The following is a 26,358-nucleotide window of genomic DNA, read 5'->3' as shown; positions in this document are numbered from 1 at the left end:
GCCTCAGTCTAGGGTTCCCGGTCGTTCTGTCTCCTGCCCCACGAGCAGGAGCAGCGCTCCCGGCGCAGCCGTGATCCGCACAGGAAGTCGGCCGATCGCTTCGCCGTCGCCATGGACGATCGGCAGGGATGCCGCTCGGCGGTCTCCCCGGGTGTGAGTGGCGGCCCTGCCGCTCTCCTCATCCGATGCCGCCACGTCCACAGTCTGCACCTGCGCCAGACGCACTTCCGGGACGGTGGCATGGCCGCCGGAGAGTACGCGCGGAAACACCTGGAGGAATCTCGCCGGGCGCATGGCTGGAACCCACAGGGTGTCGATCAGGCCGTCGTCCACGCTGGCCCCGGGGGCAGCCTTCATCCCGCCGCCGAAGTAGGAGCCGTTCAGCACGCTGAGCACGAAGGTCCGCTCCGTCCTGACCTCAGTGGCACTCTGTTGGTCCGTGGTGGTGACGGTCAGTGCCGGTGCGGTGTACCGCCACAGCTCCTGGAGCACGGCCACCACGTAGCGTGCACGTCCGGTGGGCCAGCGCAGTGCATTGGCCCGATCGTTGACCACGGCGTCGAACCCCACGTTGACCCCTGATGCCACCCACCGAACGTCCGCGGCAGTCTTCTGCACGACGGTGTTCGCCGGTGGAAGCGGACGCAGTTCCACTTTCGCCAGGTCCACGCTGCGGGGACCGGCGACGAGTGCTGCCATGATCTCTTCCACTGCAGTACGGACGGAGAGTCGGTGGATGCCGAAGTTCCTGGCGAAGTCGTTCCCTGTTCCTGCTGGGATCAGGCCCAGGGGGATCTCCGTCTCGGCGAGGACGTTCACGGCAGCGTGGACCATGCCATCACCACCCACGACCACCACGGCGTCTGGTCGTTCCCGCTGGATACTCGTACGGAGTGCATCCGTCACGTCGTCGTGGGTGACAGCACCGTGGGCGGACATTCGGCCGGTCACGGTTCCCGTCTGTGGTGCCGTGTCCACCACGCGGACATCGGCACCGGCACTCCTGAATCGGGCCACGGCCTCAGCTCCTGCGCCGACGCCACGTCCCGCCCCAGAGGCCGGGTTGATGAACAGCAGCAGTCGCTGCGACATAGTGGGGTGGCTCATGTCCTCATTATGGTGACCTGCTCCTCCCGGCCTGCTCCGCGGTGTCCGTCATGCCGATCTCATTCCTCAGGAACTCGTCCAGGGCGACCGCCAGCGTCCCTGAATCTCACCATGGTGGGTCTGGGTGGTCGGCCCAGTACTGGTTGCGGGTCAGCTCCGGCTCAGCACCGGTCCTCGAGCTGGCCTGCCTGGACCGGGCGGTGGAGCTGGTGTCCTCGAACCAAGGGACCCCGTGGCGCATATGGATCCGGAACTGGTCATGGTGCACCGCCTGGTGGTGGTGCTCGCACAACAGCACCCCGTTCTCCACCGTGGTCGGACCCCCATGCTCATAATGCTGAACATGATGGACCTGACAATAGGTCGCCGGCTGCCCACACCCCGGAGCAGCACATCCCCGGTCCCGGGCGATGATCGCCCGCCGCAACGGGGCCGGGAACAGCCTCCGAGCCGGCCCGGCATCCACGATCTGCCCCTGAGCCCCCAACACCACCGGCAGGATCTGCCCGTCACAGGCCCACGCCCTGATCACCCTAGGGTCGATCGGACCAGAGAACCCCGCCGTCGACACCAAAGACCCCCGTAAGTCCACCCCACCCGGCGGTGGCTTCCCCGGAGGCTCATACCCGGGCTCCCTTGGCCGGAGCAGCTCCGTGGGGATCTCCGGTGGTGGTGGTGGGTCGGGGTGGTCCAAGAGTCTGCCGGCCAGGGTGTCGTAGTCGATCACCGCCATCACCTGAGGGGCATACCCACCCGTATCCGGCAACCCCGAATCCTTGATCCGCAACGCCGCAGTCAGGGCGGTGATCACCGCATCGACCTGACGACGATTCCGCTCCTCCGTCCGCTCCACCCACGGTGCCACACCAGCACAGAACACCTCGTCCTCAGTGGCCCGGTCCTGTTCTTCTGCGCCCTGCGTGGCCTGATCAAACAGGCTCAAGAGATCTGGCGACAGCTCACCGTCCTGACCAGCAGGCCCACCATCAGCGGCCTGTTGGTTCTTCCGGGCCCGCGGATTGGCACCAGCTGAGGCCACGGTCTTGAAGATCTCATGCTGGGCCTGGGTCAGGAACAAGTGCCACAGGAACAGTCCGCCCTCCTCCCGCACGAACCGGGCAGCACGCCCCTGATGCACCACCTGCTGGGGTGGCTCACCGGTGGTGCGCTCCAGGTCGTCGTTGAACCTTGCCAGCCAGCGCTTGCACACCTGGACCATCACCCCCGGACACTCCCGACGCGCCCGACCCATCAACTCCACCTCACCCGCAGCCACCTGCTGCTCCACCCAAGATCTCGACACCCGCGCCGTGGCCGCCGCCCGGCGGGCCTGGCCCAGGGTCCGAGTGATCACATCCACCACAGAAGGGTCCACCGCACCCGACCACAACGCACCAGACACCTCAGGAAGCGAACCACCAGCCTCTGGACTATCCGAGGAGACCGTCAGGTGTTGGGACGCCCGGTTCTCCCGCTCCCGGGTCTGCCGGGCCGGCGTGTGATGGGTCTTCTCCACGAAATCAGCCGAGGACCGGAACCCGGTCTTGCCCTGAGGCAGCCCCAACCACCGGCGCCGGGCCTGAGGATCCTCAAACACCCGGGCCGTATGACCAGCCACCGCCGTCGCCGCACCCTCCACCACCCGCACCAGAGCAGCCACCTGCTCCTGCACCACCGGCAACGTCACCGCCTCGGCCGCCAGGTGTTCCTGTGCCTCCGGCGAGGCCTCAGCTGGGTCCACCACCGGATTCAACGACTCCACAAAGTCCGGGCGCGCGAGGCGCCCCGTCAGCTCTCGAGTCAGGTGCCGAGTCAGCGACAGCAGCTCACCCAGGCACAAAGCAGAGGCATCGACATGCTGAGCCGAAGGCAGCATAGCCGCAACCTCATCCACCACCACTGCCACGACCACCACCACCTCCTCCAGCCGACCTCACGAGAACCCGTTCTCCTCGTACTGATATTCGAACACACCGCCCAGACACGTTAAGGCCCAGACCAGCCGATCGGGGATGAGAACGCCGAACACGTCACCTGTGCAGGACTCGGAACCGAGTCATGGAATCGCTCACGGGCGCACGTGAACGAGCAGGATGCAGGCGAGTGGCGGGGATTGAACCCGCACTCCCCCAGGGCACCACCATGCGGCGGAGGCGGGAGGTCCCACGGAGACCAGATCCCCCGTCAGACAGACGGCGAGCGCCCGTTCACAGAATCGCTGAAGGGTCCCAACTCAGCGTCAGGGCGGATCGGCAGCGCCTCCAGGTCCGGATGCGAGCACAGCGCCCGGATCAGGTCCCACGACCCGGCGACCAGCGTCCAGCAATCGTCGATCTCGGTGGCCATCGTCCAGGCCCGGTCCGGCGGCCATGCCAGGTTCGGCCACAGACGCACACCCTCGCCCGGCAGGTCCGCCCGCCCACCCCACACGGGATCGCGCAGGCGAGAACCGTCGTCGCCCACCAGCAGGTACCTCCGGTACCCACCGATCACACTGAGCAGCCCCTCACCGGTCCGCAGGGCTTCCGCGGCGCTGTTCCCCAGCGGGTGCCCGACGAAGTCACCTTGACCGCCGGCACCAACACCCGCAACGGAATCCACGCCGACGCTCAAGGAGCCGTTGCCCTCCCAGAGGCCCAGCACCAGGTCCACGGGTGTGGAGGTGTGAGCCAGCAGCACGTCCGCGAGCGCAGCAGCCCCCGGTCCGATGAACTCCCCGTCGGACACCTGGCCGTATTCCAGCCCCGGGCAGCTCCGGGAGGTGGCAAACCCGCCGGCTTCACCGCGGGCGAGGTCGGCCCACTGAGCAGAGGCGTGCACCTCGGTCCCCTGATCCGCCGCCACCTCCGCCCAGGTGGTCATCCCGTCTGCCATGGCACCGGGCTCAGTCGGCACGCGATCTGGCACCAGCCCGAGTGACTCCACGCATCGAGCGTTCGCCGCCGTCCACTCGCACGTCCAGGGGACGGGATGGAAGATCCGAGCGAAGGCCTCGTACGGCTGTGGCCGTCCTCTCGGCACCACGCGCGTCACCTCGTGCCGGAGCTGTGCGCCCTCAGCCAGCTGCTGAGCCAGCCAGGCCCCGGCAGATGGATCGAGGAGCGTCACCGGCACACGGCCTGAAGTGGTCATGGCGTCAGTATGCCCTGCCCCCTCCGCCACCATCCGCCCGGGAGACTCCCCGGTAGTCTGGACGGGCGTTCCGTCCACCGGACGCTCCAGCAACGCGCCCCGCCTGGCCGCTCATCCGAAGGGAGCCCCGTGCCCGACCACGGCTCGCGCCACCGCTCCCAGCACCAGTCGAGCACCCAGCGTTCGGCCTATGAAGTCCTCGGCGTCCCCTTCGACGCGGACGAGGCTGCCCTGAAGGCGGCCTGGCGCAAGGCCGCCCGCCGCACCCATCCGGACCACGGCGGCGACCCTGCCGAATTCCGTGCGGTCAGCGACGCCTGGCAGCTGGTCAGCACACCAGAGGCCCGCCGCGCCTACGACCGCAGCTTCGCCAGCGCCTCGGTCCGCGGCGCCCCCACCGCCTCGCACCGTGGCCCCGCATCCGGCAGCGCTGCCTCCAACCCCTTCACCACCGGGCCCACCAGCACTGCTGGGTCCTCTGGCGTGCGCAGCGAGACGAGACGTCCACGCCAACGCTGGAGCCCGACGTCGGGCCCCTCCTCCCAGCGCAACGGCGCCTCAAGCCCTGCCGTCACCTATCACCCCTCGCTCAGCGAGGACGGCCCGCTCGACGCGGAGCGCAGCTCCCAGCAGATCCATGGCGCTCCCCGCAAGCGCGGCATCCTTCCAGCCGGCGCTCGGCTGGTCCGTGAGGCCCGCACCATCCGCGTCCTGCAGAACCAGGTCCTCAACGCCCTCCCGGCGGCCCGCCTGATCACCGGGCTCTCGCTCTCAGCGGGACGGGTCAGCTCCGGCGCCATCGATCACGTGGTGCTGTGCGGAGACCGACTGGCCGTGGTCGGCTCACTCCAGGTGCCGGACGGGGTCTACCGGTGGGACGGGGCTGAGCTGTGGAAAGGAGACCGCCCGGTCAGCCCACCCTCGCTCGCACCGGCCATGGTCGCCCTGCAGCGGGCGTTCCCCGAGTGCACCGTGGGTGGCTTCGTGCTGGTGCTGGCCAGCGAGGACAACCCCCATGCGCCGATCATCGAGCTGGACCGCACCCGCTCCCTGGAGACGGACGCCGCGTTCCTCACCGATCCCCCGGCCAACGCCCTGCAGCTGGGCCGGGACCTGAAGATGTTCCTGGGCACCGGATCCCAGGCCCATACCGTGGACCGCCGGGTCTTGGCCCGACTCCTGGGAGCGATGTACTGACCATGAACCGCCAGAACCCCCACCTGACCGCCCCGCGCGAGCCTGCCCCCGGCACGCCCGGTTTCCGCATTCTCTTCCACACCCCGGAGATCCCCGGGAACACCGGCAACGCCATCCGTCTGGCGGCCATCACCGGGGCCGAGCTGCACGTGGTGGAGCCCTTGGGATTCGATCTCTCCGACGCCAAGCTGCGCCGGGCGGGGCTGGACTATCACGACCTGGCTGTGCTCACCATCCACCCGGACCTGGACGCCGCCTGGACCGCTCTCACCCCGCCGGACGCCCCGGCCCGCGTCTTCGCCTTCACCGCCCACGGAGACACCCTCTACACGGACGTGGACTACCGCCCAGGCGACGTCCTGCTGTTCGGCCGCGAGTCCACCGGCCTGCCGGACGAGGTGCTCGCCGACCCCCATGTCACCGCCCAGGTCCGCCTGCCCATGCAGCCCTCACGCCGCTCCCTGAACCTGGCCAACACCGCCTCGATCGTGCTGTACGAGGCCTGGCGCCAGCACGGGTTCGCCGGAGCCGGCCCCGCCCAGCCCTGACCCACGCCGCGTGGCAGCCCGCCGAGCGCGCCACTTCTTCCTATCCTGGAGAGACCATGGACAAGCGCACTCCCGGTGGCCCCGGATCCTCCTCCTCTGCTGGCGTCCCGACGACGGCCGGCACCGCCCAGCATCAGCGCACAGGTGCCTCCGCATACGGCGATCTTCCGGGGCTGGACGAGCTGCTGACACTGGCCGCCGAAGGCGATCAGGCCTCCTTCGCCGCGTTCTATGACTCCACGGCGCCCTGGGTCTACGGACTGGCGAGCACGATGTTCGCCTCAGACTCAGACGCCTTCGAGGCCACCGCCCTGACCTACCTGCAGGTGTGGGAGCAGGCCGGGGAACCGCAGTTCGACGACGACACCCCCGCAGCACGTCACCGGGCAGTGCTCAGCTGGCTGCAGGTGCTGGCCCACCAGACCATGACCTCGTTGCTGCGCCATGACTCCCTGCCGGGCGTCGGGGACGGGCTACTGCCGGACCGTGCCGGACCGGCCCCGTTGGGCGAACGTGAACAGCTGGGCCCCCTGGAGGCATTGACCCCGGCGCAGTTCGCCGCACTGGACGCAGCCTGGTCAGGCGGACGCACCTACCGCCAGGTGGCAGAAGAGCTCGGCGTGGCCGTTCCCACGGTCAAGTCCCGACTGCGTGACGCCGTCCAGCGCATCTCGCACCGCTACCAGGAGAAGTTCCTGGGCCGTGTTCAGGAGCAGGACCCGGTCATGATGCGCGCGGTCACCCCGGAGATCGCCGCCCGGACGGGACGCACCCGGAACTTCACCCTGGACCTGGCCCAGGACGTGGAGAACGGCCTGGGCCGCGAGCTGGCGGATGTGGCAGCCCTGGACGCCCTGGACCGTGATGAGCTGTTCGCCCTCGAAGGGGCCGTGGACCGGCAGGGCCCGGAGAACGCCACCCTGTGGCGGGCTCGCCTGGAGACGGCGCGGCGCACCGTCACCTGGGCCTTCAAATCCCAGGCGACGGAGCCGCCGTCGGACCTGTTGGAAGATCTGCTGCTGCGCCTGCCGGCCCAGGACGTGGGCATGGGGCTGGTGGATGGGCTCGGTCCGTCTGCACCGAAGGACCAGGAGGGTCCGACCCCGGAGAAGAACCGCCCCCTGAAGAAGTGGATGCTGGTGGTGGCCGGTCTGCTGGTGCTGGCGCTCGGCCTGTTCATGGTGTGGCGGCTGATCGTGGGACCAGATGTGGTGGCCACGGTGGATCGGGCGGAGGACTCCTTCACCACCCAGGACTACCAGCTGACCGACGGCGGAGTGATGCAGGGGCATGTCTCCAAGGAGCGGGACATGGCGTATGTGACTTTCTCCGGCATGCCCGATCCCGGCGCTGGGCATGAGTACCAGCTGTGGCTGCACCCGGCCGACGGGTCCTCGCCGGCCAGTCTGGGCACCTACGGGTTGGACGATCTCCAGGATCCGGTGACCTTCCGTGGACTCTCCGGCTACCAGGACCTGACGGTGACCGTGGAGCCGGACGGAGGATCCGAGGCCCCCACCACCCAGGCGCTGGGCAGCCTGGACCTGGTGCATCAGGTCACCCGGGGACTGCAGTACGGCGGGCACCCCAACAGCACTCCCTCCGCGCCGAACAGCACGCCGGCCGAGGGGTCCGACTGATCTCCGGAGCAGGGGCCGTCTCAGAATCCGCTGATGGTGTCGGCGGCGTTGACCTCCACCAGATGGAACGCCTCGGCGTAGCGGACGGACTCGTCCGTGGGTGCGGCTGCACCGCGGTGCAGCTCTGACATGGTCCCCAACACGAACTCCTCCATGCGAGCCACGTCCGGGTGCTGGGAGAGGTGATGACGCAGCGCGGCGAGCTTGTCCTGCTCGTGGCCGGTGACGTCCAGGAACAGGTTGTGGTGGATGTGAGGACCGCCGAAGAGCAGCAGCCAGCGCAGATGGAACGGCTCCAGGCCCTGATCGAGCAGCTCAGGGTAGGCGAACGGGTTCTCCACGGCCGGGTAGCTCGCACGCACCACCGCCTCACCGGCGGCCAGGTGGTCCGGGTGGGAGCGCTGCAGCCGGGTCCAGTCCCGTTCCGGGTGCATGCCGATCACCAGATCCGGACGGTGCCGGCGCATCAGGGCCACGACCTGGGACTGCACGCGGTGGTTGGGCTCGAGGTACCCGTCCCGCTCCCCCATGAACTCCACGTCGCTCACACCCAGGTGGGCGGCGGCATCACGCTGCTCCTGGTGGCGCCGCTCGATGATGGTGTCGTGGGTGTGGGCATCGAAGCCACCGGCGTCGCCGTCGGTCATCACGCAGTAGGTGACCTCCACTCCCGCCCGGGACAGTCCGGCAACGGTGGCGGCGGCGCCGAAGTCCAGGTCATCCGGGTGGGCACCGAATGCCAGGACACGACGCCAGCCGAAGCGTTCGGCTGCCTCGGCGGGGGTCATCAGGGGCGCATCAGGATTCACGATCACAGTCTCGGTAGCCACAGAGGGACCATACCGCCACCCCGAGTGTCACTCACTCATCGCCCTGCTGCTGCGCGGTCCCTGAGGCGAAGGTCACCTCAGCTGACTGCTCCTGTCCGTCGCGCAGGTAGTGCACGGTGGCGGTCCCACCCTCCGGGTACTCCTTGACGATCGCCGTCAGGGACCGGCTGTCCCTGACCGAGCGGCCCTCCACGCCGGTGATCACATCACCCTGCTGCAGGCCGGCGTCCTCTGCCGGGGATCCGGGCACGACGTCGCGCACCAGGGCACCGGCACTGAATCCTCCTGAGGCGGCACCGCCGGGACCCTGCTGCTGGGCTGGGCCCTGTTCGGCGTCGGGGCTCGGCTGGGACTGCCCCTCCGGTACGGCCGGCTGGGCCGTGACCGTCACGCCGAGCAGTCCATGCGTGGCTTCCCCGTGCTCGATCAGGTCCTTCGCCACGCGCTGGGCGTAGTCCACGGGGATGGAGAAGCCCACGCCGATGTTCCCGGCCTCGCCGGAGGCTCCCCCGGCGGAGGCGATGGCCACGTTGATGCCGATCAGCCGTCCCTGGGCGTCGAGCAGCGCGCCGCCGGAGTTGCCCGGGTTGATGGCCGCATCGGTCTGGATCACGTTGATGTAGATGGAACCCTGGGAGCGCTGCTGGGGCATGCCCGGGATGCGGAACTCGAACTCACCGGGGCCGCCCGGCCCGGACTGGCCGTTGTCCTCCGGGACGGCTGAGGAGGCCACGGAGATGGTGCGGTCCAGGGTGGAGACGATCCCGTCGGTGACGGTCCCGGTCAGTCCCAGGGGCGCGCCGATGGCGATCGCCCGGTCTCCGACGTTCAGCTCTCCTGAGGAGCCCATCTCGATGGGGGTCAGCCCCTGAGCGTCGATCTTGACCACGGCGAGGTCCGAGTCGGGGTCCAGCCCCACGATCTCCGCCGCGTAGATCTGGCCATCGGCCGTCTGCACTGTGATGTTCGGGTCCGGCGCCTGGCCGCCCATGGTGACCACATGGGTGTTGGTGAGGATGTGCCCCTGATCGTCCAGGATCACGCCGGAACCGGACCCGGCGCCCTGGCCGTTCGTCACGGAGAGCGTGACCACCGAGGGGGCGGCCTTCGCGGCAGCCGCGGTCACGGCGGTGGCGTCCTCGCTGCGGTTGATGTCCAGGCCGGTGCCCTGCTGGACCTGTTGAGTCGGCTCCACGGTTCCCGGCCCGTCGTCCAGGGCGGCATTGACACCGGCGGCCACACCACCGCCGGCCAGTCCTGCCAGGAGCATGCCGGCCACCAGGGCACCCACGCCCACGGTCCGGCGTCCTGAGCGCACCTCCTGGCCGGCACCGGTCACGCCAGGATGAGGTCCATGCGTGGCCTCAGGGTGTGCGCCGTCCGGGCCGAGGGCTCCGAACTGCTGGGTCTGCGCCGAGGGCTCTCGCGAGGCCGAGACGGAGGCCGGACCAGCGTGCGGGGCCCCTGCCGGCGGGGTGTGCGGACGAGGAGGGATCCCTCCTCCCGTGGACTCGTCACGGGACTGCTGGTCGTACGGATCTGACATCGTGTTTATCTCCTGCCTCGTCACCTGCTCACGCCGAAGGCGCCCCACCATGATGGTGCACCCTGCTGGACGTTGAACGAACACTGACTGAGCGCTGGCTGGGTGGTTCCTGGTCGCCGTCGGGAATCTCCAGGGCGAGCCGTCCGTTCGCCGGTGGCGCACCCGATTCCGTGGCGTGCGCCCCCGGAGCCACCCTAGACTGCCAATGAACGCTATGGCCTGGACGGCCACGAACGGCCTCCGGGCCACGAAGGGTGATCGATGACCGCGACCTCTCACAGCTGGCAGCCCGTCCGCCTCTCCCCTGCGGTGCTCACTGCCGGAGCCCTGGTCGGCTCTGCCGTGACCGTGGGCGCAGGTCTGACGATGGCCTCCTCCGCCCAGGCGGCGGCTCCCGTGGAGATCCCGCCGGGCGTGTTCGTGGTGGACGAGGCCCAGGTCCTCACCGCCCTGGAGGAGACCCAGCTCGAGGAGGAGATCGCCCAGCTGCGGCGCGAGGAGGGCCAGAGCCTGTTCGTGGTGTACGTGGACGGCACCAATGCGCCCCTGGACCAGTGGATCACGGCCGTGGCACGCCAGAAGGGGCTCAGCCAGTCCGATTCGATGATGGTGATCGATGTGGCCGAGCGCCAAGTGCGTTACGCCGCGCATGACGCCAACAGCATCGAGGTCTTCGAGGACGACATCATCCAGGACTATGTCTTCCCGGCCCTGCCGGCCCGCGGGGAGGATGACTGGGCGGCGGCCGGGTCCGCCGCGGTCGAGGGTGTGCTGGCCGCCTCCACCGGCGCCCTCGGCTCCGGTTCCGGGTCTGGAGCCAACGACGGCGGCGCGTCGCGAGAGCAGACCGGCTCCGGTGACACCGGGGCTGGCGGATGGGTCGCCGGAGGGCTGGTCACCGCGGCCCTGGTGGGCGGCGGCGTCGCTCTGGCCAGCCGGAAGAGGAAGGGCAAGGACAGCTCTCGGGGACGCTCCGTGGAATCCGCGCAGGGACCCCAGGATCCGCTGGATGCGATGTCCGTGGAGGATCTGCGCAACAAGGCCGGCTCCATGCTGGTCGCGGCGGATGATGCCATCAAGTCCTCTGAGCAGGAGCTCGGCTTCGCCATGGCCGCCTACGGTGACGACTCGGTGACGACCTTCCGGTCGGACATCGAGGCGGCCAAGGCGCACATGATGGAGTCCTTCAAGCTCCAGCATCAGCTCGATGACCACATCCCGGACACCGAGGAGCAGCAGCGGGCCTGGCTCAAGGACATCATCGCCCGGTGCGAAGCCGTGGGAGCCTCGCTGTCCGAACACCAGCAGGAGTTCAACGAGCTGCGCGACCTGGAGAAGAACGCCCCGGCGGCGTTGACGGCCCTGGAGCAGCGGGCCGGCGAGCTGGCCCAGCCGGTCAACGAGGCGGAACGACGTCTGGTCGACCTGCACGCCCGCTACGCGGACAGCGCGCTGGTGGAGGTCAATGACAACGCCTCCGATGCACGGGAGCGCCTGGAGTTCATCTCCTCGGCGGTCGCCAAGGCGCGGCAGTCGCTGGAGGCCTCGGACCTGTCCACCGCCGCTCTGGCCATTCGAGCCGGGGAAGAGGCAGCAGCCCAGGTCACCACCCTGGTGGAGGCCGTGGGCAAGGCCAGCGATCACCTGGACCGGACCATGCAGAACGTCACCACAGGTGTGCGGCAGACCGCGCAGGACCTGGCGCAGGCCCAAGCCCTGGTCAACGCCGGACAGCATCCCGAGCTGGCCGGGCCGATCGCCGGTGTGGAGCAGGCCCTGCGCTCGGTCCAGACCGGCATGGCCAGTGGCAAGCCCGATCCCATCGACCTGCTGCATGACCTGGAGAACGCCCATCGTCAGTTGGACGCTCAGCTCGGCGGCATCCGCGACCAGCAGGAGCAGAGCCGTCGTGCCGCCGCCCAGCTGCAGCAGGCCATCCTGCAGGCCCAGGCACAGATCGACGGCACGCAGGACTACATCGCGGCTCGCCGTGGCGCCGTGGGCAGCCAGGCCCGCACCAAGCTCGCCGAGGCCGACCGCACCCTGCAGCAGGCCGTGCAGCTGTCCGGTTCCGACCCGGTGACGGCACTGAACATGGCCCGGCAGGCCGGTGCGCTGGCTGAACGTGCCAGCCGGATGGCCCAGCAGGACCTGGACGACTGGGGCGGCTACGGTGGTGGCGGCTTCGGCGGCGGAGGCTACACCCGCCGAGGCGGTGGCGGATTCGGCGGCAGCTTCGGCGGAGGCCTGGGAGGCGCCATCCTCGGCGGCATCCTCATCGACAGCGTCCTCGGCGGCCGCTCAGACCACAGCGACTGGGGCGGCGGCGGATTCGGCGGATTCGGCGGCGGTGGCCTCGGCGGGGGCGACTTCGGCGGATTCGGCGACATCGCCGGAGGAAGCTTCTGACAGACCCGGTGGTCTCCACCCGGAGATCACCCCACAGACTCTGAGGTCTCATCACCTCAGGACCCTCTTCCCGGAACCGGGGGCGGGAGAAGAACGGCGACCGGAGCATCCGGTGGTCACAAGGATCAGATCGAAAGGCGACATCCATGGTCAAGCAGTCCATTTTCGGCCGCATCGCAACCCTGGCCAAGGCCAACATCAACGCCATGCTGGACAAGGCGGAGGATCCCCAGAAGATGCTGGACCAGATGGTCCGCGACTACACGAACAACATCTCTGAGGCGGAGGCGGCCGTCGCCCAGACCATCGGCAACCTGCGGATGATCCAGGACGACTACAACGAGGACATCGACGCCGCCAAGAGCTGGGGCCAGAAGGCTCTGGCCGCCTCCCAGAAGGCCGACGAGTTCCGCACCCAGGGCGACACCGCCTCCGCGGACAAGTTCGACAACCTGGCCAAAGTCGCCATCGAGCGTCAGATGGACGCTGAGCGTCAGGCCAAGGCCGCCGAGCCGACCATCGCCTCGCAGTCCGAGATCGTGGAGAAGCTCAAGACCGGTCTGGAGCAGATGAAGGGCAAGCGCCAGGAGCTGGTCTCCAAGCGCGACGAACTGGTGGCGCGTGCCAAGTCCGCCCACGCCCAGTCCGCGGTGCACGATGCTGTGAAGTCGATCGACATCATGGACCCCAGCTCCGAGGTCAACCGTTTCGAGGAGAAGGTCCGCCGCGAGGAGGCTCGCGTACGCGGGCAGAACGAGCTGGCCGCGTCCTCCCTGGACGCCCAGTTCGAGTCCTTGGAGGACCTGGGTGAGAAGACCGAGGTCGAGGCCCGTCTGGCCGCGCTGAAGGGCGGCCGTTCCGGAAACCAGGCGATCACCTCCGGACAGGCCTCCGACGAGATGGAGCTGGACTACTCCGAGGGGGCCTCGACCGAGACCCCGACTGCTCGCTGATCCCCCGCGGCGGCTGACGCTGCCCACAGATCGGGCCCCGGCCCTGGTGCTGCTCGCACCGGGCCGGGGCCCGTCTCATGTGGGGCGGAGGCACCCCGGCGTGTGTTCGAAGAAACTGGTCCTGACATGCAAGAAGACCCGGACCTCATGGTCCGGGTCTTCTCTCTGCGTTGCGGGGGCAAGATTTGAACTTGCGACCTCCGGGTTATGAGCCCGGCGAGCTACCGAACTGCTCCACCCCGCGGCGACTCATATGACTATACGAGGTTCGCGCGCTGATCTCAAATCGAGGACGCCCCGCCGGTCACCGGCCGGTCAGCCGATGCTCAGCGGGGCGTCACCCAGGGTTCACCGATCAGCCGTCGTTGCCTTCACCCTCCGGCGCAGCCTCCTCGGTGGGAGCCTCGCCCTCGGCGCTGTCCTCGGCCGCGGGATCCGGCGTACCGGTGGCGTCACGGATCGCGTCGTCGGCCTCAGTGGCCCGGCTCAGTGCGTCGTTGAGCTGGCTCTGGGCCTCGCCGTAGGCCGCCCAGTCACCCGAGGCCATGGCGGTCTCTGAGGCCTCGATCGCCGACTGTGCGTCAGCCAGGGCCTCACTCAGACGCTCCTGATCACTCTGTGCCAGCGGCGGCGTCGGGTCTGCCCCGGGCTCGCCTTCACCTGGTGCTGCTGGCGGTTCACCGGTGTCCACACCGGAGTCTCCACCGAAGACCTGGTCCAGGGACTCCTGCAGCGTGTCGCCGAAGCCCACCCGGTCACCGAATGAGACCAGCACCTTGCGCAGGGTCGGGTACGAGGTCGAACCCGTGGACTGCACGTACACCGGCTGGACGTACAGGATGCCGTTGGCCACCGGCAGAGTGATCATGTTGCCATTGATCACGTCCGAGGCGCCCTGGCGCAGCAGGTTCAGCTCACGCGAGACCTGGTCGTTCGAGTCGAAGTTGGCCTGCGCCTGGCCGGGGCCAGGAACCGCCGTCGACCGCGGCAGCTCAAGCAGCTGCAGGTGGCCGTAGGACTCGGCCTTCTCACCGTCCTTGCCCGTACCAGCATCGCCATTGGCAGAGAGGAACCCATACAGCACGTTGCGCTGGGTACCGGCCTCCCGCAGCTGCGGGATGAAGGTGGTGGTCAGCGAGAACGCCGGCTCATCCTTGCCCGGCATCTGCAGGGACATGTAGTACGGCGGCTGCTTCACGTCGGCATTGCCCTGCGTGGGGTCAGCCGGCACCGACCAGGCGTCGTTGTTCTCGTAGAAGTCACCGGGGTTGGTGACGTGATAGCGACCCAGCAGCTCACGCTGGACCTTGAACATATCCTCCGGGTAGCGGACATGGTCCATCAACTCGGCAGTCATCTCCGAGTACGGCTTGAGCGTGGAGGGATAGACCTTCTGCCAGGCCTGCAGCAGCGGATCCTCCTCCCAGGCGTAGAGGGTGACCTCTCCGGAGTAGGCATCCACGGTGGCCTTGACCGAGTTGCGGATGTAGTTCACCCGGCCGCTCAGGTTCGCGGCCACATCGGTGTTCAGGGCGTCCCGAGTGGCCGAATCCAGCTGCTCCTGCTTGGAGTAGGGGAAGGCATCCGAGGTGGTGTAGGCGTCCACGATCCACTGAATCCGCCCGTCCACGATCGCCGGGTAGGAGTTGGAATCCACTGTCAGGTACGGGGCGACCTTCTCCACGCGCTGCACGGGGTTGCGATCGTAGAGGATCTGGGACTCAGAGTTGATGTCCGTGGACAGCAGCAGCTCGGTGGAGCCGAACTTGATGGCGTACACCAGCTTGTTGAACAGGTTGCCTACACTCGGACCGCCGTCACCGGAGAACGTGTAGGTCGTGTCCTCGGTGCTGTCGGCGTCCTGCGGTCGGTCACGTTCGCGTTCCGGGGCATTGTCCGGAGCACCCACCACGGAGTACTGCGGCGAGTTCATCCCGAAGTAGATGCGCGGCTCATAGTCGGCGTCCGATCCCAGATCACCTCGTGAGGGGATGCCGGACAGCAGGAAGGACGGACGTCCACCAGCCGATACCTCGGAGGCGTCGGCGGCGACCATGCCATAGCCGTGGGTGTAGATGATGTGCTGGTTCACCCAGGAGGACTCACGGTCCACGTTGACCTCACGGGCGGCGATGATGGTGTCCTTGGTCTCCCCGTCCACCTCATAGCGGTCCACGTGCAGCGTGTTCGGGAACCCGTAGTACGGGCGGAACTGCTGCAGCTGACCGAAGGTGCGCGAGAGCAGGTTCGGGTCCATCAGGCGGATGTTCGCCGTGTTGGTACTCTCCCCCGTCAGACCGCCTTCTTCCGCCTCGGTCTCACCGGCGTACTGGGTGTTCTCGATCTCGTTGAGCCCGTAGGCCTCACGGGTGAGCTCGATGTTGCGCTTGATGTATTCGGCCTCGCGAGTCTGCTCCGAGGGCTTGACCTGCCACTCCTGGATGGCGAATGGGTAGGCGCCACCGGCCACGATGGCACCGATGATCAGCACCACGGTGCCGATCAGCGAGATCCGCCAGCGGCCGGTGATGATCGTGACCACGAACAGGATCGCCACCAGCACGGCGGCGACGGCGAGGATGGTGCTCGTGGGGATCACGGCGTGCACGTCGGTGTACAGGGCACCGGCCCACTGGCCCGACTGGGACTGCAGGGTCCGGTAGCGGTCCAGCCAGTAGTTGGCGCCCTGCAGGATCAGGAACAGTGCTGCGAAGACGCCCAGGTGGATGCGGGCGCCCTTCTCCACAGTGATCCCGCCGCGCTCCTCCACACGGATGGATCCGTACAGGTAGTGCACCAGCAGACCGGCGATGCCAGCGATGAGCACCACGGAGATCAGGTAGCCCACCAGGATGCCGAGCATCGGCAGGGTTGCCATGTAGAAGCTGAAGTCCATCCCGAACTCGGGGTCGACCTTGCCGTAGGGAACCTGGTTCAGGAACAGCAGCACATCCTGCCAGGCACTCATCGCAGCCGAACCGGCGAAGAAGGCCAGCAGTGCCGGGACGCCGATGAACACCAGACGGCGGATCGGCTCGAGCTGCTGCTGATACTGCGCCAAGGTGTCCCTCGTGCGGTCGCCCAGGTTCTTGGGCCGGGAGCGCCAGGCCAGCCACATGGCCGCCCAGGTGGCTCCGCCCATCACCAGCGCGCCGATCACGAAGAGGACGGCTCGGGTGATGTGCTCGGTCCAGAACACCTCGGAGTACCCGATCTGGTTGAACCAGAGGATTTCGGTGTACACGCCGGAGAACAGCACGAACAGTGCCACCAGGGCAGCGACGATGATGATCGTCAGCATCAGTGCCGACGGTCGCCCGGGCCGCCGCGGTCCGGAGGACGAGCTCCCGTCATGCCGCTGGGGACCACCGGGACGTCCCGGTCCACCGTTCCCTGGCCCTGCTGGTCCTTGGCCGCCGAACCAGTTGCCGGGACCGCCTGGTCCGCCGGGAGCCCCGCCATCGCGGCCCCCTGAGCCGGGCGTTCCGCCCCGCCCGTCCTCCGGGCCGCCGAACAGCCCTCCGAATCCCTGTCCGAAACTCACGTTGTTACCTCATCTGCGAGCCAGCGGCCCGTCTTGTCCTGCGTGTGGTCGTTCTGTGGTCGTTCTGTCATCCGCATGTCTGGGCGCCCTCCGGCTCCCGGTCCTGCCCCAGGTCTTCGACGACCTGCCGTGCCTGTCCCAGGTTGGAGACCGAGTAGACGGTGATGCCCTCCGGCACCCGTCCTGTCAGCTCAGCGCAGTGTTCAGCAGGGGTCAGGAAGGCCTCAGCACCGGCGTCTGCGGCTCCGGAGACCTTCTGCACGATCCCGCCGATCGGCCCCACGGTCCCGTCTGGGTCGATGGTGCCCGTCCCGGCGATGTGCCGCCCGCCGGTCATGGCGCCGGGCGTCAGCTCATCCACCAGCCCGAGGGCGAACATCATGCCGGCGCTGGGGCCGCCCACGTTCTCCAGGGTGATGGAGACGTCCAGGGGGAAGTCGAAGGCTGAGTCCAGGTAGACACCGATCAGCCAGGTCTCGTTCGGCCCGGGGTACACGGGGATCTGCACGGTCATCTGGCGCCCGTCCCGGATGATGCCCAGTTCCACCGGCTCCCCGCCGGACTCGTTCAGCCGGCGCTTGAGTCCCTGCAGCCCGGTGACTTCCTGGCCGTCGGCACTGATCAGCTGGTCCTCGGGCCGCAGCAGGTCCTGCGCATGGGTCTCCGGTGTGAAGCCGGCGACGAACAGCTCCTGGCGGTATTCGATCCCCAGCTCCTCCAGTGCTGCGGCCACGGCCCAGCTCTGCGAGGTGGCCATGGCCTGCGAGTTCTGCTGGTCCACCTGCTCCGAGGTGGTCCCGGAGGGGTACACCACCTCCTGCGGCATCAGCGCGATCGTCGGATCCACCCACGCCTGGGCGACCTCCGCGAAGGTGGTCCATCCGGTGGGCGCCCCGGAGACGTAGACGGTGGTCAGGTCGAGCCGGCCCTCCGTGGGGTAGGTCTCGGCGCCGTCCACGGTGATGACCGGTGAGCCGTCGAAGTCACCGATGGTGTTGAAGGTGGGGCCGGGAGACTCGGTGATGTAGGGGCTGGGCAGGGCCACAGCGGTGAGCACCAGCAGGCCTGCGACCGCTCCCGCTGCTGTGGTCAGTCGGCGCAGCCTGCGCTCGGGACGATGCTGGTCTGAAGCCGTGCCGAGGGGACCGCGATCTTCGGGCACGCTCGTCGAGGGCGTCGGCGGGTGTCCGGTCTGCGGCACGTCAGGGCACCTGTCTGCTCAGCTGTTCACGATCGACTCCGCAGCATGAGGCACGCGTGGGCAATGCACGGGGCGGAGAGGTCTGCCCTCCATTCTACGGGCTGGACAGGCCACGTCCCGACGACGGCCGCTCGCCTGTGCCCACAGCGAACCTCCCAGCCCACTCGGGACACGTCCAGGGCACGCCACTACCCTGGTGGACATGACGACTCCCCCGAACCGACCTGGCTCTGGATCCGGCAGCTCCGACGAGGGCGCAGGCGAGGATCCACTCGCCGAGATGCTCCGCAAGATGTTCGGCGGCAACGCCCCGGACCCTGAGGAGCTGCGCCGCGCACTGGGTGAGATGGGCGGACCGGGCGCCGGGTTCACCGGCGTGCCGGGCTCCTCGATGCCCGGTGCCGGCGGCCAGGGCGGCATGCCGGGGATGCCCGGCGGCCTGCCCTTCGACCCCTCCATGATGAACCCGGAGATGATGGGTCAGATGATGCAGCAGTTCCAGGCGATGATGCAGTCTTCGCCGGAGGACGGCCCGGTGAACTGGTCGTTGGCCCGCCAGGCCGCACGTCAGGCCAGCGCCGGGCAGGACCCCTCGGTGGGCACCTTCGCCCGCCGGGAGATCGAGGAGGCGCTGCGCCTGGCCGAGCTCTGGCTGGACGGTGTCACCGAGATCGAGTCCCCAGGAATCCTGGGAGTGGCCTGGTCTCGCGCCGAGTGGGTCGAGGCCACCATGGACAACTGGCGTGCCATGACCGAGCCCGTCGCCGTGGCCATGGCCGAGGCCATGAGCCGTGCCCTGAGCGAACAGCTCCCGGACCAGGTGCCCGAGGAGATGCGCGGCATGCTGGGCGGGCTGGGGCCGATGCTGCAGAACATGGGCGGCACGGTCTTCGGCCTGCAGCTGGGATCGGCCATCGGCGCCCTGTCCCAGGAGGTCCTCTCCGGCACCGACTCGATGTTCCCCGTGGCCGGCCATCGCCTGGCCATGGTGCCGGTGAACATCGAGGAGTTCGGGGACGGCCTGCAGGTCCCGGACGATCAGATCCGGATCTACCTGGCCCTGCGTGAGGCCGCCCGGATGCGTCTGTTCATGCGGTCCTCCTGGCTCGAACGGGATCTGCGCGCCGCGATCGAGCAATACGCCAGCGGCATCCACATCGACGTCGCCGGGATCGAGGAAGCCGCGCGCTCGGTGGACCCCATGAACCCGGAGTCCATGCAGGAGGCCCTCTCCGGCGGCATGTTCATCCCCGAGCCGACCGGGCCGCAGAAGGCCGCCCTGGAGCGCCTCGAGCTCACCCTGGCCCTGATCGAGGGCTGGGTGGATGTGGTGGTCACCGAGGCGGCGAAGCCGCTGGAGTCCAACGCGGCCCTGCGCGAGACCATCAACCGCCGCCGCGCCTCGGGTGGTCCTGCAGAGCACGCCTTCGGCACCCTGGTCGGCCTGGACCTGCGCCCGCGCCGACTCCGCGAGGCGGCCACCCTGTGGGAGCTGATCGGACGGGAGAAGGGCACCGAGTACCGGGACGCCATCTGGAGCGATCCGAGCCTGCAGCCCACCGCGGAGGACCTGGACGACCCCTCCGGATACTTCGCTCGCCGCGAGGAGCAGGAGAAGGCCTCGCAGTCCATGGACGACGAGCTGCGCCGCCTGTTGGAGGGCGGGTACGACGACGGCCCCCAGGGTGGCACGTCACCGCAGGGCTGAGTGCCCCGCAGGTGGGCTCCCCACCGCTGCTGATCAGTCGACCAGGTCCTCCGGGACCTGGTCGACCTCGTTCTGGCCAGCTGCTGCCCCGGCTCCGCCCCGCCCCCGGGCGTAAGTGACGCCGGCCAGGAAGGCCATCGCCTCGGCCTGGCGGGGGTAGCGCCCGGCCATCTCATGGAAGGCACGGGTGTGGCCCGTGTGCTTGAGGTGGGTGAGCTCGTGCACGATCACCGCGTCCAACACCCAGTCCGGCATCTCGGCCAGTTCGGAGGAGATGCGGATCCGACCGGTGCTGGGGGTGCAGGATCCCCACCGGTGCTGCTGCCGGGTGGACCAGACCACCTCGGTGGGCTGGACCTCACCGTCCAGGTGGGTGTGCGCCAGCCGGAGAGCACGCTGCAGCAGGTCCTGGTTCGCCCCGGGACGGGAGGCGGGGTTAGCCTGGACCTTGGTCAGCATGCGGTCCACCCAGTCCTGTTCGGCCTGCTCGGACAGCCCCCAGGGCAGGTTCACCTGCAGGCGCCCCTCACGCCAGGCCGCCGAGACGGTCTTGGTGCGCTTGGATGACCGGACCACCCGGACAGGAGTGCCCCGCACCTCCACGTCCACGCTCTCGCGCACCGTCGGTCCGGCGGAGCGGGCAGGGCGGTGCGATCGGCGGGATCCTCCGGGCCGGGCAGCGGGTGTCATGCCTCCATTGTGCCGCCGCCACCGTCCACCCGAGGACCTTGTCCCCACCCTGTGGACAGGCACCGCACCATGGTCGTCGCCCCTGACACGATGTGCTGAGGCACACCGGCTGCAGCCCCTGCCGGTGTGCGGCAGTGAACGTCGACCAGGAGGAGCGGACATGAGACTGAATCCCGGACTGCATGTGGTGCCTATCGGCGGGGGCACCGTCCTGATCGGCAGCGGCGCACGGACCGTTCAGCTCACCGACTGCACCCCTGCGGTCCTGGAGGTCCTGGAGCGTCTGGCCCACGGCGTGCCGGACGGGACGGAGCTCGAGCTGCTGCGCCGCTGCGGTGTGAAGGAGCCGGCGGTGGCACCGTTGCTCTCCCGGCTGTCCGAGGTGCTGGTCCCCTCCGCCGAGCAGCCGAGACCCCAGCTCGGGCACCTGCGAGACCTGCTGTCCGCCGATGAGGCCGCAGCGTGGGCGCGCGACGGCAGTGCCGACCGGATGCTTGAGCGGCGATCTGGCTCCACGGTGCAGGTCATCGGGCTCGGCCGTACCGGTGCTGTGGTGGCCCAGGTGCTTGCTGCTGCCGGGATCGGCCAGCTCCTGCTCGTCGACCCGCTCAGTGTCACGGTGGCGAACCTGGGAACCGGGTACCGTTCTGCCGATCTCGGACGAGTCCGTGCGGTGGCCCTGTCCCGGCGGCTGGATCCGGAGGACCGATCGCTGCTGGTCTGGCCGGCTGTGGGCGTGGGGCCCGCCGAACTGCAGGGGGACCTCACGGTGGCGGTCAGCCTCGGCGCCCTGGACCGGTCCCTGGTGGCGGCCGCCCGAGCCGCCGACCATCCGCTGCTGCCGGTGGTGGTGCGGGACGACGACGTGGTGATCGGCCCCTGGGCAGACCCTGCCCGGCCCGGCTGCCCCGAGTGCTGGGATCTGTGGTCCACCCGCACAGACCCCGCTCAGTCCGACCGCACTGCGGCACTGGCCAGCGCCCGTGCCGGCTGGGAGGAGACGGCGTTGTCCCATGCGGCCGGGGAGATGGCCGCCGGACAGGTGCTGGCCAGGGTCGATGCTGGACAGCAGGCAGGGGCCAGCGGACACGTCCTGCGATTGAGCGCGACCGGTCAGGCCCGGACGAGCACCGTGGAACCGAACCCGGACTGCGGCTGCCTGCTCGCCGCCGCCTTCTCCTGACGGACCCGGGTCAGAGGTGCCGGCCCTCCAGCAGCTCCAGGACATCCGTCCCGTATTTCTCCAGCTTGGACCGTCCGACGCCGGGCACCTTGAGCAGTTCCGCTGGCGTGGACGGGCGGGACTCGGCGATGGCCACCAGGGTGGCGTCGGTGAAGACCACGAACGCCGGGACGGAGGCCGCCTGCGCGGTGGTGAGACGCCAGGTCTTCAACGCTTCGAACAAGGCTTCGTCATAGGTGGCCGGGCAGTCGGCGCAGCGGCCGATCTTGCGTTCGGCGCCTGTCTCCAGGGTCTTGCCGCAGGTGCGACACGTCATCGGGTGAGGTCGCCGCCTGCCGGTGCGGCCGCCGTCGGGAGAGCGTCTGCTGCCCTGGACCGAGCGCTGGGCGCCGTGGCGCTGGGAGGCCTGCGGGTCCAGGCCGGCCAGGAACCGGGAGGGCTTGCGCGTGGAGCGGCCGCCCGTGCCGCGGGCCAGGGTCCAGGTCAGGTGCAGCCGGGTGCGGGCGCGGGTGATGCCCACGTAGAGCAGTCGGCGTTCCTCGTCGATGTCCTCCTGGGTGTCGGCGAAGCTGATCGGCATCAGCCCCTCGGACAGTCCCACCAGGAACACCGCGTCCCACTCCAACCCCTTGGCGGCGTGCAGGGAGGCCAGGGTGACACCCTGGACGGTGGGGGCGTGCTGGTTGGCGGCACGCTCGTCCAGCTCGGCCACCAGGTCGGTCAGGGTGAACCCCTCACCCCGGGTGGCGGCCAGCTCCTCGGACAGGGCCACCAGCGCCTGCAGGGACTCCCACTTCTCCCGGACCGCACCGGAGACCTCCGGGGCGGTGTCCGAGTAGCCCAGGGAGGCCAGCACGTCCTTGACCCGTTCGGGCACCTGCTCCCCGGTCACGTCCTGGGCGGCCCGCGCGGCGGCACGCAGCTGCAGGATGCCCTCGCGCACCTCACGGCGGGAGAAGAACCGTTCGCCGCCGCGCAGCTGGTAGCCGATCCCGGCCGCGGTGAAAGCCTGCTCGAACGCCTGGGACTGGCCGTTGGTGCGGAAGAGCACGGCGATCTCCGCCGGTGCCACACCCTCCTCGATCAACGCCTTGGCCTGCTGGGCGACCCACCCGGCCTCGGCTTCGTCATCGGTGCACTCGGCGAAGACGGGAGCGGGACCGTGGTCGCGCTGAGAGACCAGTTCCAGGGGTTCGGACCAACGGGGCATGGGGTCGCGGCGTCCGTCCGGGCCGGGCACGGGGACGGTCTGGGCGGTGCGCTCGGCCAGCAGCCGGTTGGCCAGGTCCACCACCTCGGGGGTGGAGCGGTAGTCCCGAACGAGCTTGACCACGGTGGCGTCCGGGTACTGGGAGCGGAAGTCCAGCAGGAACTTCGAGGTGGCGCCGGTGAAGGAGTAGATGGTCTGGGAGGCGTCCCCCACCACGCACAGCTCCTTGCGTCCGCCCAGCCACAGGTCCAGCAGGCGGTGCTGCAGCGGGGAGACGTCCTGGTACTCGTCCACCACGAAGGTGCGGTACTGGTCCCGGACCTGGGCGGCGATGCGCTCCTCGGTCTCCAGGATCCCCACCGTCAGCAGCAGCACGTCCTCGAAGTCGATCAGGTTGCGACTGGTCTTGACGTCTTCGTACGCCTGGTAGAGCCGGGCCACCATGGTGGTGTCCCACCCGGCGGGCATCTCCCGTCCGGCGGCGGCCCGGGTGTAGCCGTCCGGGGTGTGCAGGGAGACCTTGGCCCACTCGATCTCGCCGGCCAGGTCCCGCAGGGAGGCGCGGTCGGTGGTCATGCGCAGGCGCCGGGCGGCCTCGGCCAGCACCTGGGCCTTGTGGTCCACCACCTCCGGCAGTGCCCCGCCCACAGCCTGGGGCCAGAAGTACTGCAGCTGGCGCAGCGCCGCAGAGTGGAAGGTGCGGGCCTGTACGCCGTGGGCGCCGAGGTCCCTCAGCCGGGCGCGCATCTCCGAGGCCGCGCGGGCGGTGAAGGTGACGGCCAGGGTGCGGTGGGGGTCGTAGACGCCGGTCTGCACCCCGTAGGCGATCCGGTGGGTGATGGCCCGGGTCTTGCCGGTGCCGGCGCCGGCCAGGATGCACAGGGGTCCCTGGAGGGTGCTGGCGGCCTGGCGCTGTTCGGCGTCGAGTCCGGCCAGGATGTCCTGGGGGTCGTGCTGGGGGGAGGCCGGGTTCACTCAGTTCTCCAGGGTGCGGGGTTCGGGCAGCGGTCCACCGTACCAGTGCTCGATCAGCGCGCGGGAGATGGAGGCGGCACCGGGGACGGTGACCTCGCCGGACTCGACCGTGCGGCGCAGCTGCTCCCGGGTGAACCAGCGGACCTCGCGCATCTCATCCTGGTCGGCGCGGGCGTCCTCCGGGTGGTCGGTGACGGCGGTGTAACCCAGCATCAACGACTGCGGGAACGGCCAGGGCTGGGATCCCAGGTACTGAGGTGAGTGGACCACGAGGGCGGACTCCTCGTGGATCTCCCGGACCACGGCGGTCTCCGGGGACTCCCCCGGCTCCACGAATCCGGCCAGGGTGGAGAAGCGTCCGGGTGCCCAGGCGGCGTTGTTGCCCAGCAGCACCCGTCCGTCCCGGTCCGTCACGGTGACGATCACGGCCGGATCGGTGCGCGGGAAGTGCTCGGAGCCGTCCGCCGGGCAGCGCCGGACCCAGCCAGAGCTGACCGGCTCGGTGGGGGTGCCGCAGCGCGGGCAGTGCGTGTGGGTGGCGTGCCAGTTGGCGATCGCCACGGCCTCGACGAAGATCCCGGCGTCGCGGTCGGTCAGGGCGGCCGAGACGTCCCGCAGTCCGACCCAGGAGATCTGACCGGGGTCCTCCACCGGCTGGCCTCCCGCCTCCGGGTGGGCTCCCTCGGCGGTCAGGTCCGGCTGGTCGGCCACGGGGACCAGCACCAGTTCGGCGTGGGGCTGCTCATCCGTCCCGTTGGCTCCGGCGTGATGCTCCGAGCGGCCCAGGTAGACCGCTCCCTCCGGCAGCTGCCCCTGCGGACGGACGAGCACGATCTGTCCGCCGATCACCGGGGCCCGGCCGCCGAGCAGCCACAGCACGCGGGTCTGGGGCTGTGCCCAGACGGTCTGCAGCCACCCGTCCTGCGCGCGGACCTCACATCCTCGGTCCACGTCTTCGCGGGCGAGGGGAAGCCGTCCCAGGGGCGGCAGGAGGTGTGCGGAGCTCATGTTCTCCACCGTACCGCCGACCCCGGACACGCAGTGGCGGTCTCCACAGCTGTCCGCCCACGGCGTGCCAGGACAGCACCGGCACGCGCGGTGCCAGTACCGTGGTGGGTGTGAATCGTACGCCCATGGAGCTCGCCGCCCTCGCCAGTGCCGCCATCCCGGGCCTGTCCCCCACCGGTGTGGCAGGGTCCCCGGATGATCCGCGGGACTTTGACGCCGCCGTCGTGTTGGACCAGGAGGGAAGCCACTGGCGGGTGCGCTCACCGCGCAACCAGGAGGCGGCCATGCGCCTGGAGACGGAGCTGCAGGTGCTCTCCGGGTTCACGCCTCGGGTCCGCGCCGGGCTGCCGTTCCGGGTCCCTTCGGTGGCCGGTGCCGTCCGGTTGGAGGGGCTGCGCACCTTCGTCTATCACGATCTCCCCGGCCGTGAGCTGGACCTGGAGGAGCTGACCGGGCTGGGCGAGCACATCGTGGCGGACATCGGACGGGTGATCGCCGCGATCCATGCGCTGCCCGCCGCAGTGGTGGAGAACGCCGATCTGCCCTCCTACACCGCCGAGCAGTTCCGCCAGCGCCGGCTCAACGAGCTGGACCAGGCCGCCACCACGGGCCGGATCCCTCCGGTGCTGCTGCGCCGCTGGGAGAACGCGCTGGAGGAGAAGGAGCTGTGGGACTTCACCCCGGTGGTGGTCCACGGTGATCTGCATGAGGACAACCTGCTGGTGCACCGTGGCCGGCTGGTGGCAGTGACCGGCTGGACGGATCTGCACGTGGGCGACCCCGCGGACGACTTCGCCTGGCTGGCCTCGGCCGGTGACCAGGACTTCGCCGAGTCCGTGCTCGCCGAGTACACCGGGCACCTCACGGGTGAGGGCGGCACGGGCACCGCCCCGGAGATTCCCGGCAGGTCAGGTGCAGGCCTTCCCGACGACGACATCCCGGCTGATCCGTTCGGCTCGCCTGCACCGGTGATCCCCCGGTCCGGGCCCGATGAGCATCTGCTGCGCCGTGCCGCGCTGGCCGCGGAGTTCGCGCTGGCCCAGTGGCTGGTGCGCGGCATCAACGCCGGCGACGAGGGCATGGCCAGCGAGGCCCAGGAGATGCTGCGTGAGCTCCAGCTGGACGTGGAGCAGCACGGCGGTCAGGAGATCAGCCTGAGCGAACCGGTGCCGCTGCCCGCCGATGCCCCGCTGGCGCACGCGGGTGAGGACGTGTCCGCGGACGTCGAGTCTGAACCCGAGGATCTCGAGGATGCCGACGAGGATGACGATCTCGAGGACGGCGCGGTGATCACCGATGCCGATGCTCGAACCGGGTCCCACGCCGCTGGTGAGGCCCCCCGCGCATCGACCGACGAGCCCGCAGAGTCAGCCGCCCAGACGGCGGAGCGCGAAGAGGCGGAGCGCTCGGCCTCACAGGCGGCCCTGGCCCGACTCCGTCAGCGGCGGACGGACTACTGAGAGGTCGAGCCCACTGG

The 26,358-nt window shown here is 69.4% G+C and carries 18 protein-coding genes and 1 tRNA gene; 8 read left to right on the top strand and 11 right to left on the bottom strand.

Annotated elements, in window-relative coordinates; genetic code table 11:
• Nucleotides 1–3: 3 nt before the first annotated feature.
• The 3 genes from BM355_RS02085 to BM355_RS02075 all read right to left on the bottom strand — a co-directional run bounded on the left by BM355_RS02085 (nt 4) and on the right by BM355_RS02075 (nt 4,239).
• Nucleotides 4–1,107, bottom strand: coding sequence for a diacylglycerol/lipid kinase family protein (locus BM355_RS02085; protein ID WP_091693546.1), 1,104 nt, complete (start codon nt 1,105–1,107; stop codon nt 4–6).
• Between the two features lie 106 nt (nt 1,108–1,213).
• Nucleotides 1,214–3,022, bottom strand: a complete 1,809-nt coding sequence (locus tag BM355_RS14760; RefSeq protein ID WP_281247548.1) for an HNH endonuclease signature motif containing protein — start codon at nt 3,020–3,022, stop codon at nt 1,214–1,216.
• A 269-nt stretch (nt 3,023–3,291) separates the two neighbouring features.
• A complete protein-coding gene (locus BM355_RS02075) occupies nt 3,292–4,239 on the bottom strand; it encodes a hypothetical protein (RefSeq protein WP_143109384.1) in 948 nt (315 codons plus the stop codon).
• Nucleotides 4,240–4,368: 129 nt separating this feature from the next.
• Between BM355_RS02075 and BM355_RS02070 the strand changes: the two genes are divergently transcribed.
• Genes BM355_RS02070 through BM355_RS02060 form a run of 3 tightly spaced genes read left to right on the top strand, consistent with a single transcriptional unit; the run spans nt 4,369 to nt 7,624 of the window.
• Entirely contained in the window at nt 4,369–5,436 is a 1,068-nt protein-coding gene (locus tag BM355_RS02070) for a J domain-containing protein (RefSeq protein ID WP_177227796.1), read from the top strand.
• 2 nt (nt 5,437–5,438) lie between these two features.
• Complete coding sequence (locus BM355_RS02065; protein ID WP_091693530.1) at nt 5,439–5,984, top strand: tRNA (cytidine(34)-2'-O)-methyltransferase; 546 nt, start codon at nt 5,439–5,441, stop codon at nt 5,982–5,984.
• 56 nt (nt 5,985–6,040) lie between these two features.
• Nucleotides 6,041–7,624, top strand: a complete 1,584-nt coding sequence (locus BM355_RS02060) for an anti-sigma factor domain-containing protein (RefSeq protein ID WP_091693525.1) — start codon at nt 6,041–6,043, stop codon at nt 7,622–7,624.
• A gap of 20 nt (nt 7,625–7,644) precedes the next feature.
• Here BM355_RS02060 and BM355_RS02055 read toward each other — a convergent pair whose 3' ends face one another.
• Both BM355_RS02055 and BM355_RS02050 read right to left on the bottom strand, forming a co-directional pair.
• Nucleotides 7,645–8,412 carry a PIG-L deacetylase family protein gene (locus tag BM355_RS02055; protein ID WP_091693955.1) on the bottom strand — a complete coding sequence of 256 codons (768 nt, stop codon included), beginning with the start codon at nt 8,410–8,412 and terminating at the stop codon, nt 7,645–7,647.
• Between the two features lie 73 nt (nt 8,413–8,485).
• Entirely contained in the window at nt 8,486–10,000 is a 1,515-nt protein-coding gene (locus BM355_RS02050) for a S1C family serine protease (protein WP_091693522.1), read from the bottom strand.
• A gap of 261 nt (nt 10,001–10,261) precedes the next feature.
• Between BM355_RS02050 and BM355_RS02045 the strand changes: the two genes are divergently transcribed.
• Both BM355_RS02045 and BM355_RS02040 read left to right on the top strand, forming a co-directional pair.
• Nucleotides 10,262–12,409 (top strand): TPM domain-containing protein, encoded by a 2,148-nt coding sequence (locus BM355_RS02045; protein ID WP_245760529.1) that lies wholly within the window; start codon nt 10,262–10,264, stop codon nt 12,407–12,409.
• Nucleotides 12,410–12,555: 146 nt separating this feature from the next.
• Nucleotides 12,556–13,362, top strand: coding sequence for a PspA/IM30 family protein (locus BM355_RS02040; protein ID WP_091693519.1), 807 nt, complete (start codon nt 12,556–12,558; stop codon nt 13,360–13,362).
• A 170-nt stretch (nt 13,363–13,532) separates the two neighbouring features.
• On the opposite strand, the gene BM355_RS02035 is transcribed toward BM355_RS02040, so the two are convergent.
• From BM355_RS02035 to BM355_RS02025, 3 genes are all read right to left on the bottom strand, one after another.
• Nucleotides 13,533–13,606 (bottom strand) — tRNA-Met (locus BM355_RS02035).
• Between the two features lie 111 nt (nt 13,607–13,717).
• Nucleotides 13,718–16,663 (bottom strand): UPF0182 family membrane protein, encoded by a 2,946-nt coding sequence (locus tag BM355_RS02030; RefSeq protein WP_091693516.1) that lies wholly within the window; start codon nt 16,661–16,663, stop codon nt 13,718–13,720.
• A 310-nt stretch (nt 16,664–16,973) separates the two neighbouring features.
• Nucleotides 16,974–18,107 carry a YlbL family protein gene (locus BM355_RS02025; RefSeq protein WP_091693512.1) on the bottom strand — a complete coding sequence of 378 codons (1,134 nt, stop codon included), beginning with the start codon at nt 18,105–18,107 and terminating at the stop codon, nt 16,974–16,976.
• A gap of 202 nt (nt 18,108–18,309) precedes the next feature.
• Here BM355_RS02025 and BM355_RS02020 point away from each other — a divergent pair, with 202 nt between their 5' ends.
• Nucleotides 18,310–19,815: a zinc-dependent metalloprotease gene (locus BM355_RS02020; protein WP_091693508.1), complete on the top strand. Its 1,506-nt coding sequence runs from the start codon at nt 18,310–18,312 to the stop codon at nt 19,813–19,815.
• A 33-nt stretch (nt 19,816–19,848) separates the two neighbouring features.
• Here BM355_RS02020 and BM355_RS02015 read toward each other — a convergent pair whose 3' ends face one another.
• Nucleotides 19,849–20,505, bottom strand: coding sequence for a M48 metallopeptidase family protein (locus tag BM355_RS02015; RefSeq protein ID WP_091693504.1), 657 nt, complete (start codon nt 20,503–20,505; stop codon nt 19,849–19,851).
• A gap of 160 nt (nt 20,506–20,665) precedes the next feature.
• Between BM355_RS02015 and BM355_RS02010 the strand changes: the two genes are divergently transcribed.
• Nucleotides 20,666–21,688, top strand: coding sequence for a TOMM precursor leader peptide-binding protein (locus tag BM355_RS02010; RefSeq protein WP_143109383.1), 1,023 nt, complete (start codon nt 20,666–20,668; stop codon nt 21,686–21,688).
• 10 nt (nt 21,689–21,698) lie between these two features.
• On the opposite strand, the gene BM355_RS02005 is transcribed toward BM355_RS02010, so the two are convergent.
• Entirely contained in the window at nt 21,699–23,873 is a 2,175-nt protein-coding gene (locus BM355_RS02005) for an ATP-dependent DNA helicase UvrD2 (protein WP_091693498.1), read from the bottom strand.
• On the bottom strand, nt 23,874–24,881 hold the full coding sequence (gene nudC / locus BM355_RS02000; protein WP_091693947.1) for an NAD(+) diphosphatase: 1,008 nt from the start codon (nt 24,879–24,881) through the stop codon (nt 23,874–23,876).
• Between the two features lie 110 nt (nt 24,882–24,991).
• Here nudC and BM355_RS14510 point away from each other — a divergent pair, with 110 nt between their 5' ends.
• Nucleotides 24,992–26,341, top strand: a complete 1,350-nt coding sequence (locus BM355_RS14510) for a macrolide 2'-phosphotransferase (RefSeq protein ID WP_245760527.1) — start codon at nt 24,992–24,994, stop codon at nt 26,339–26,341.
• Nucleotides 26,342–26,358 lie beyond the last annotated feature (17 nt).

It is taken from the genome of Micrococcus terreus (assembly GCF_900116905.1).
GTDB lineage: Bacteria > Actinomycetota > Actinomycetes > Actinomycetales > Micrococcaceae > Citricoccus > Citricoccus terreus.
The sequence above is the reverse complement of the archived record's forward strand: the minus strand, read 5'-3'. Positions and strand labels throughout refer to the sequence as shown.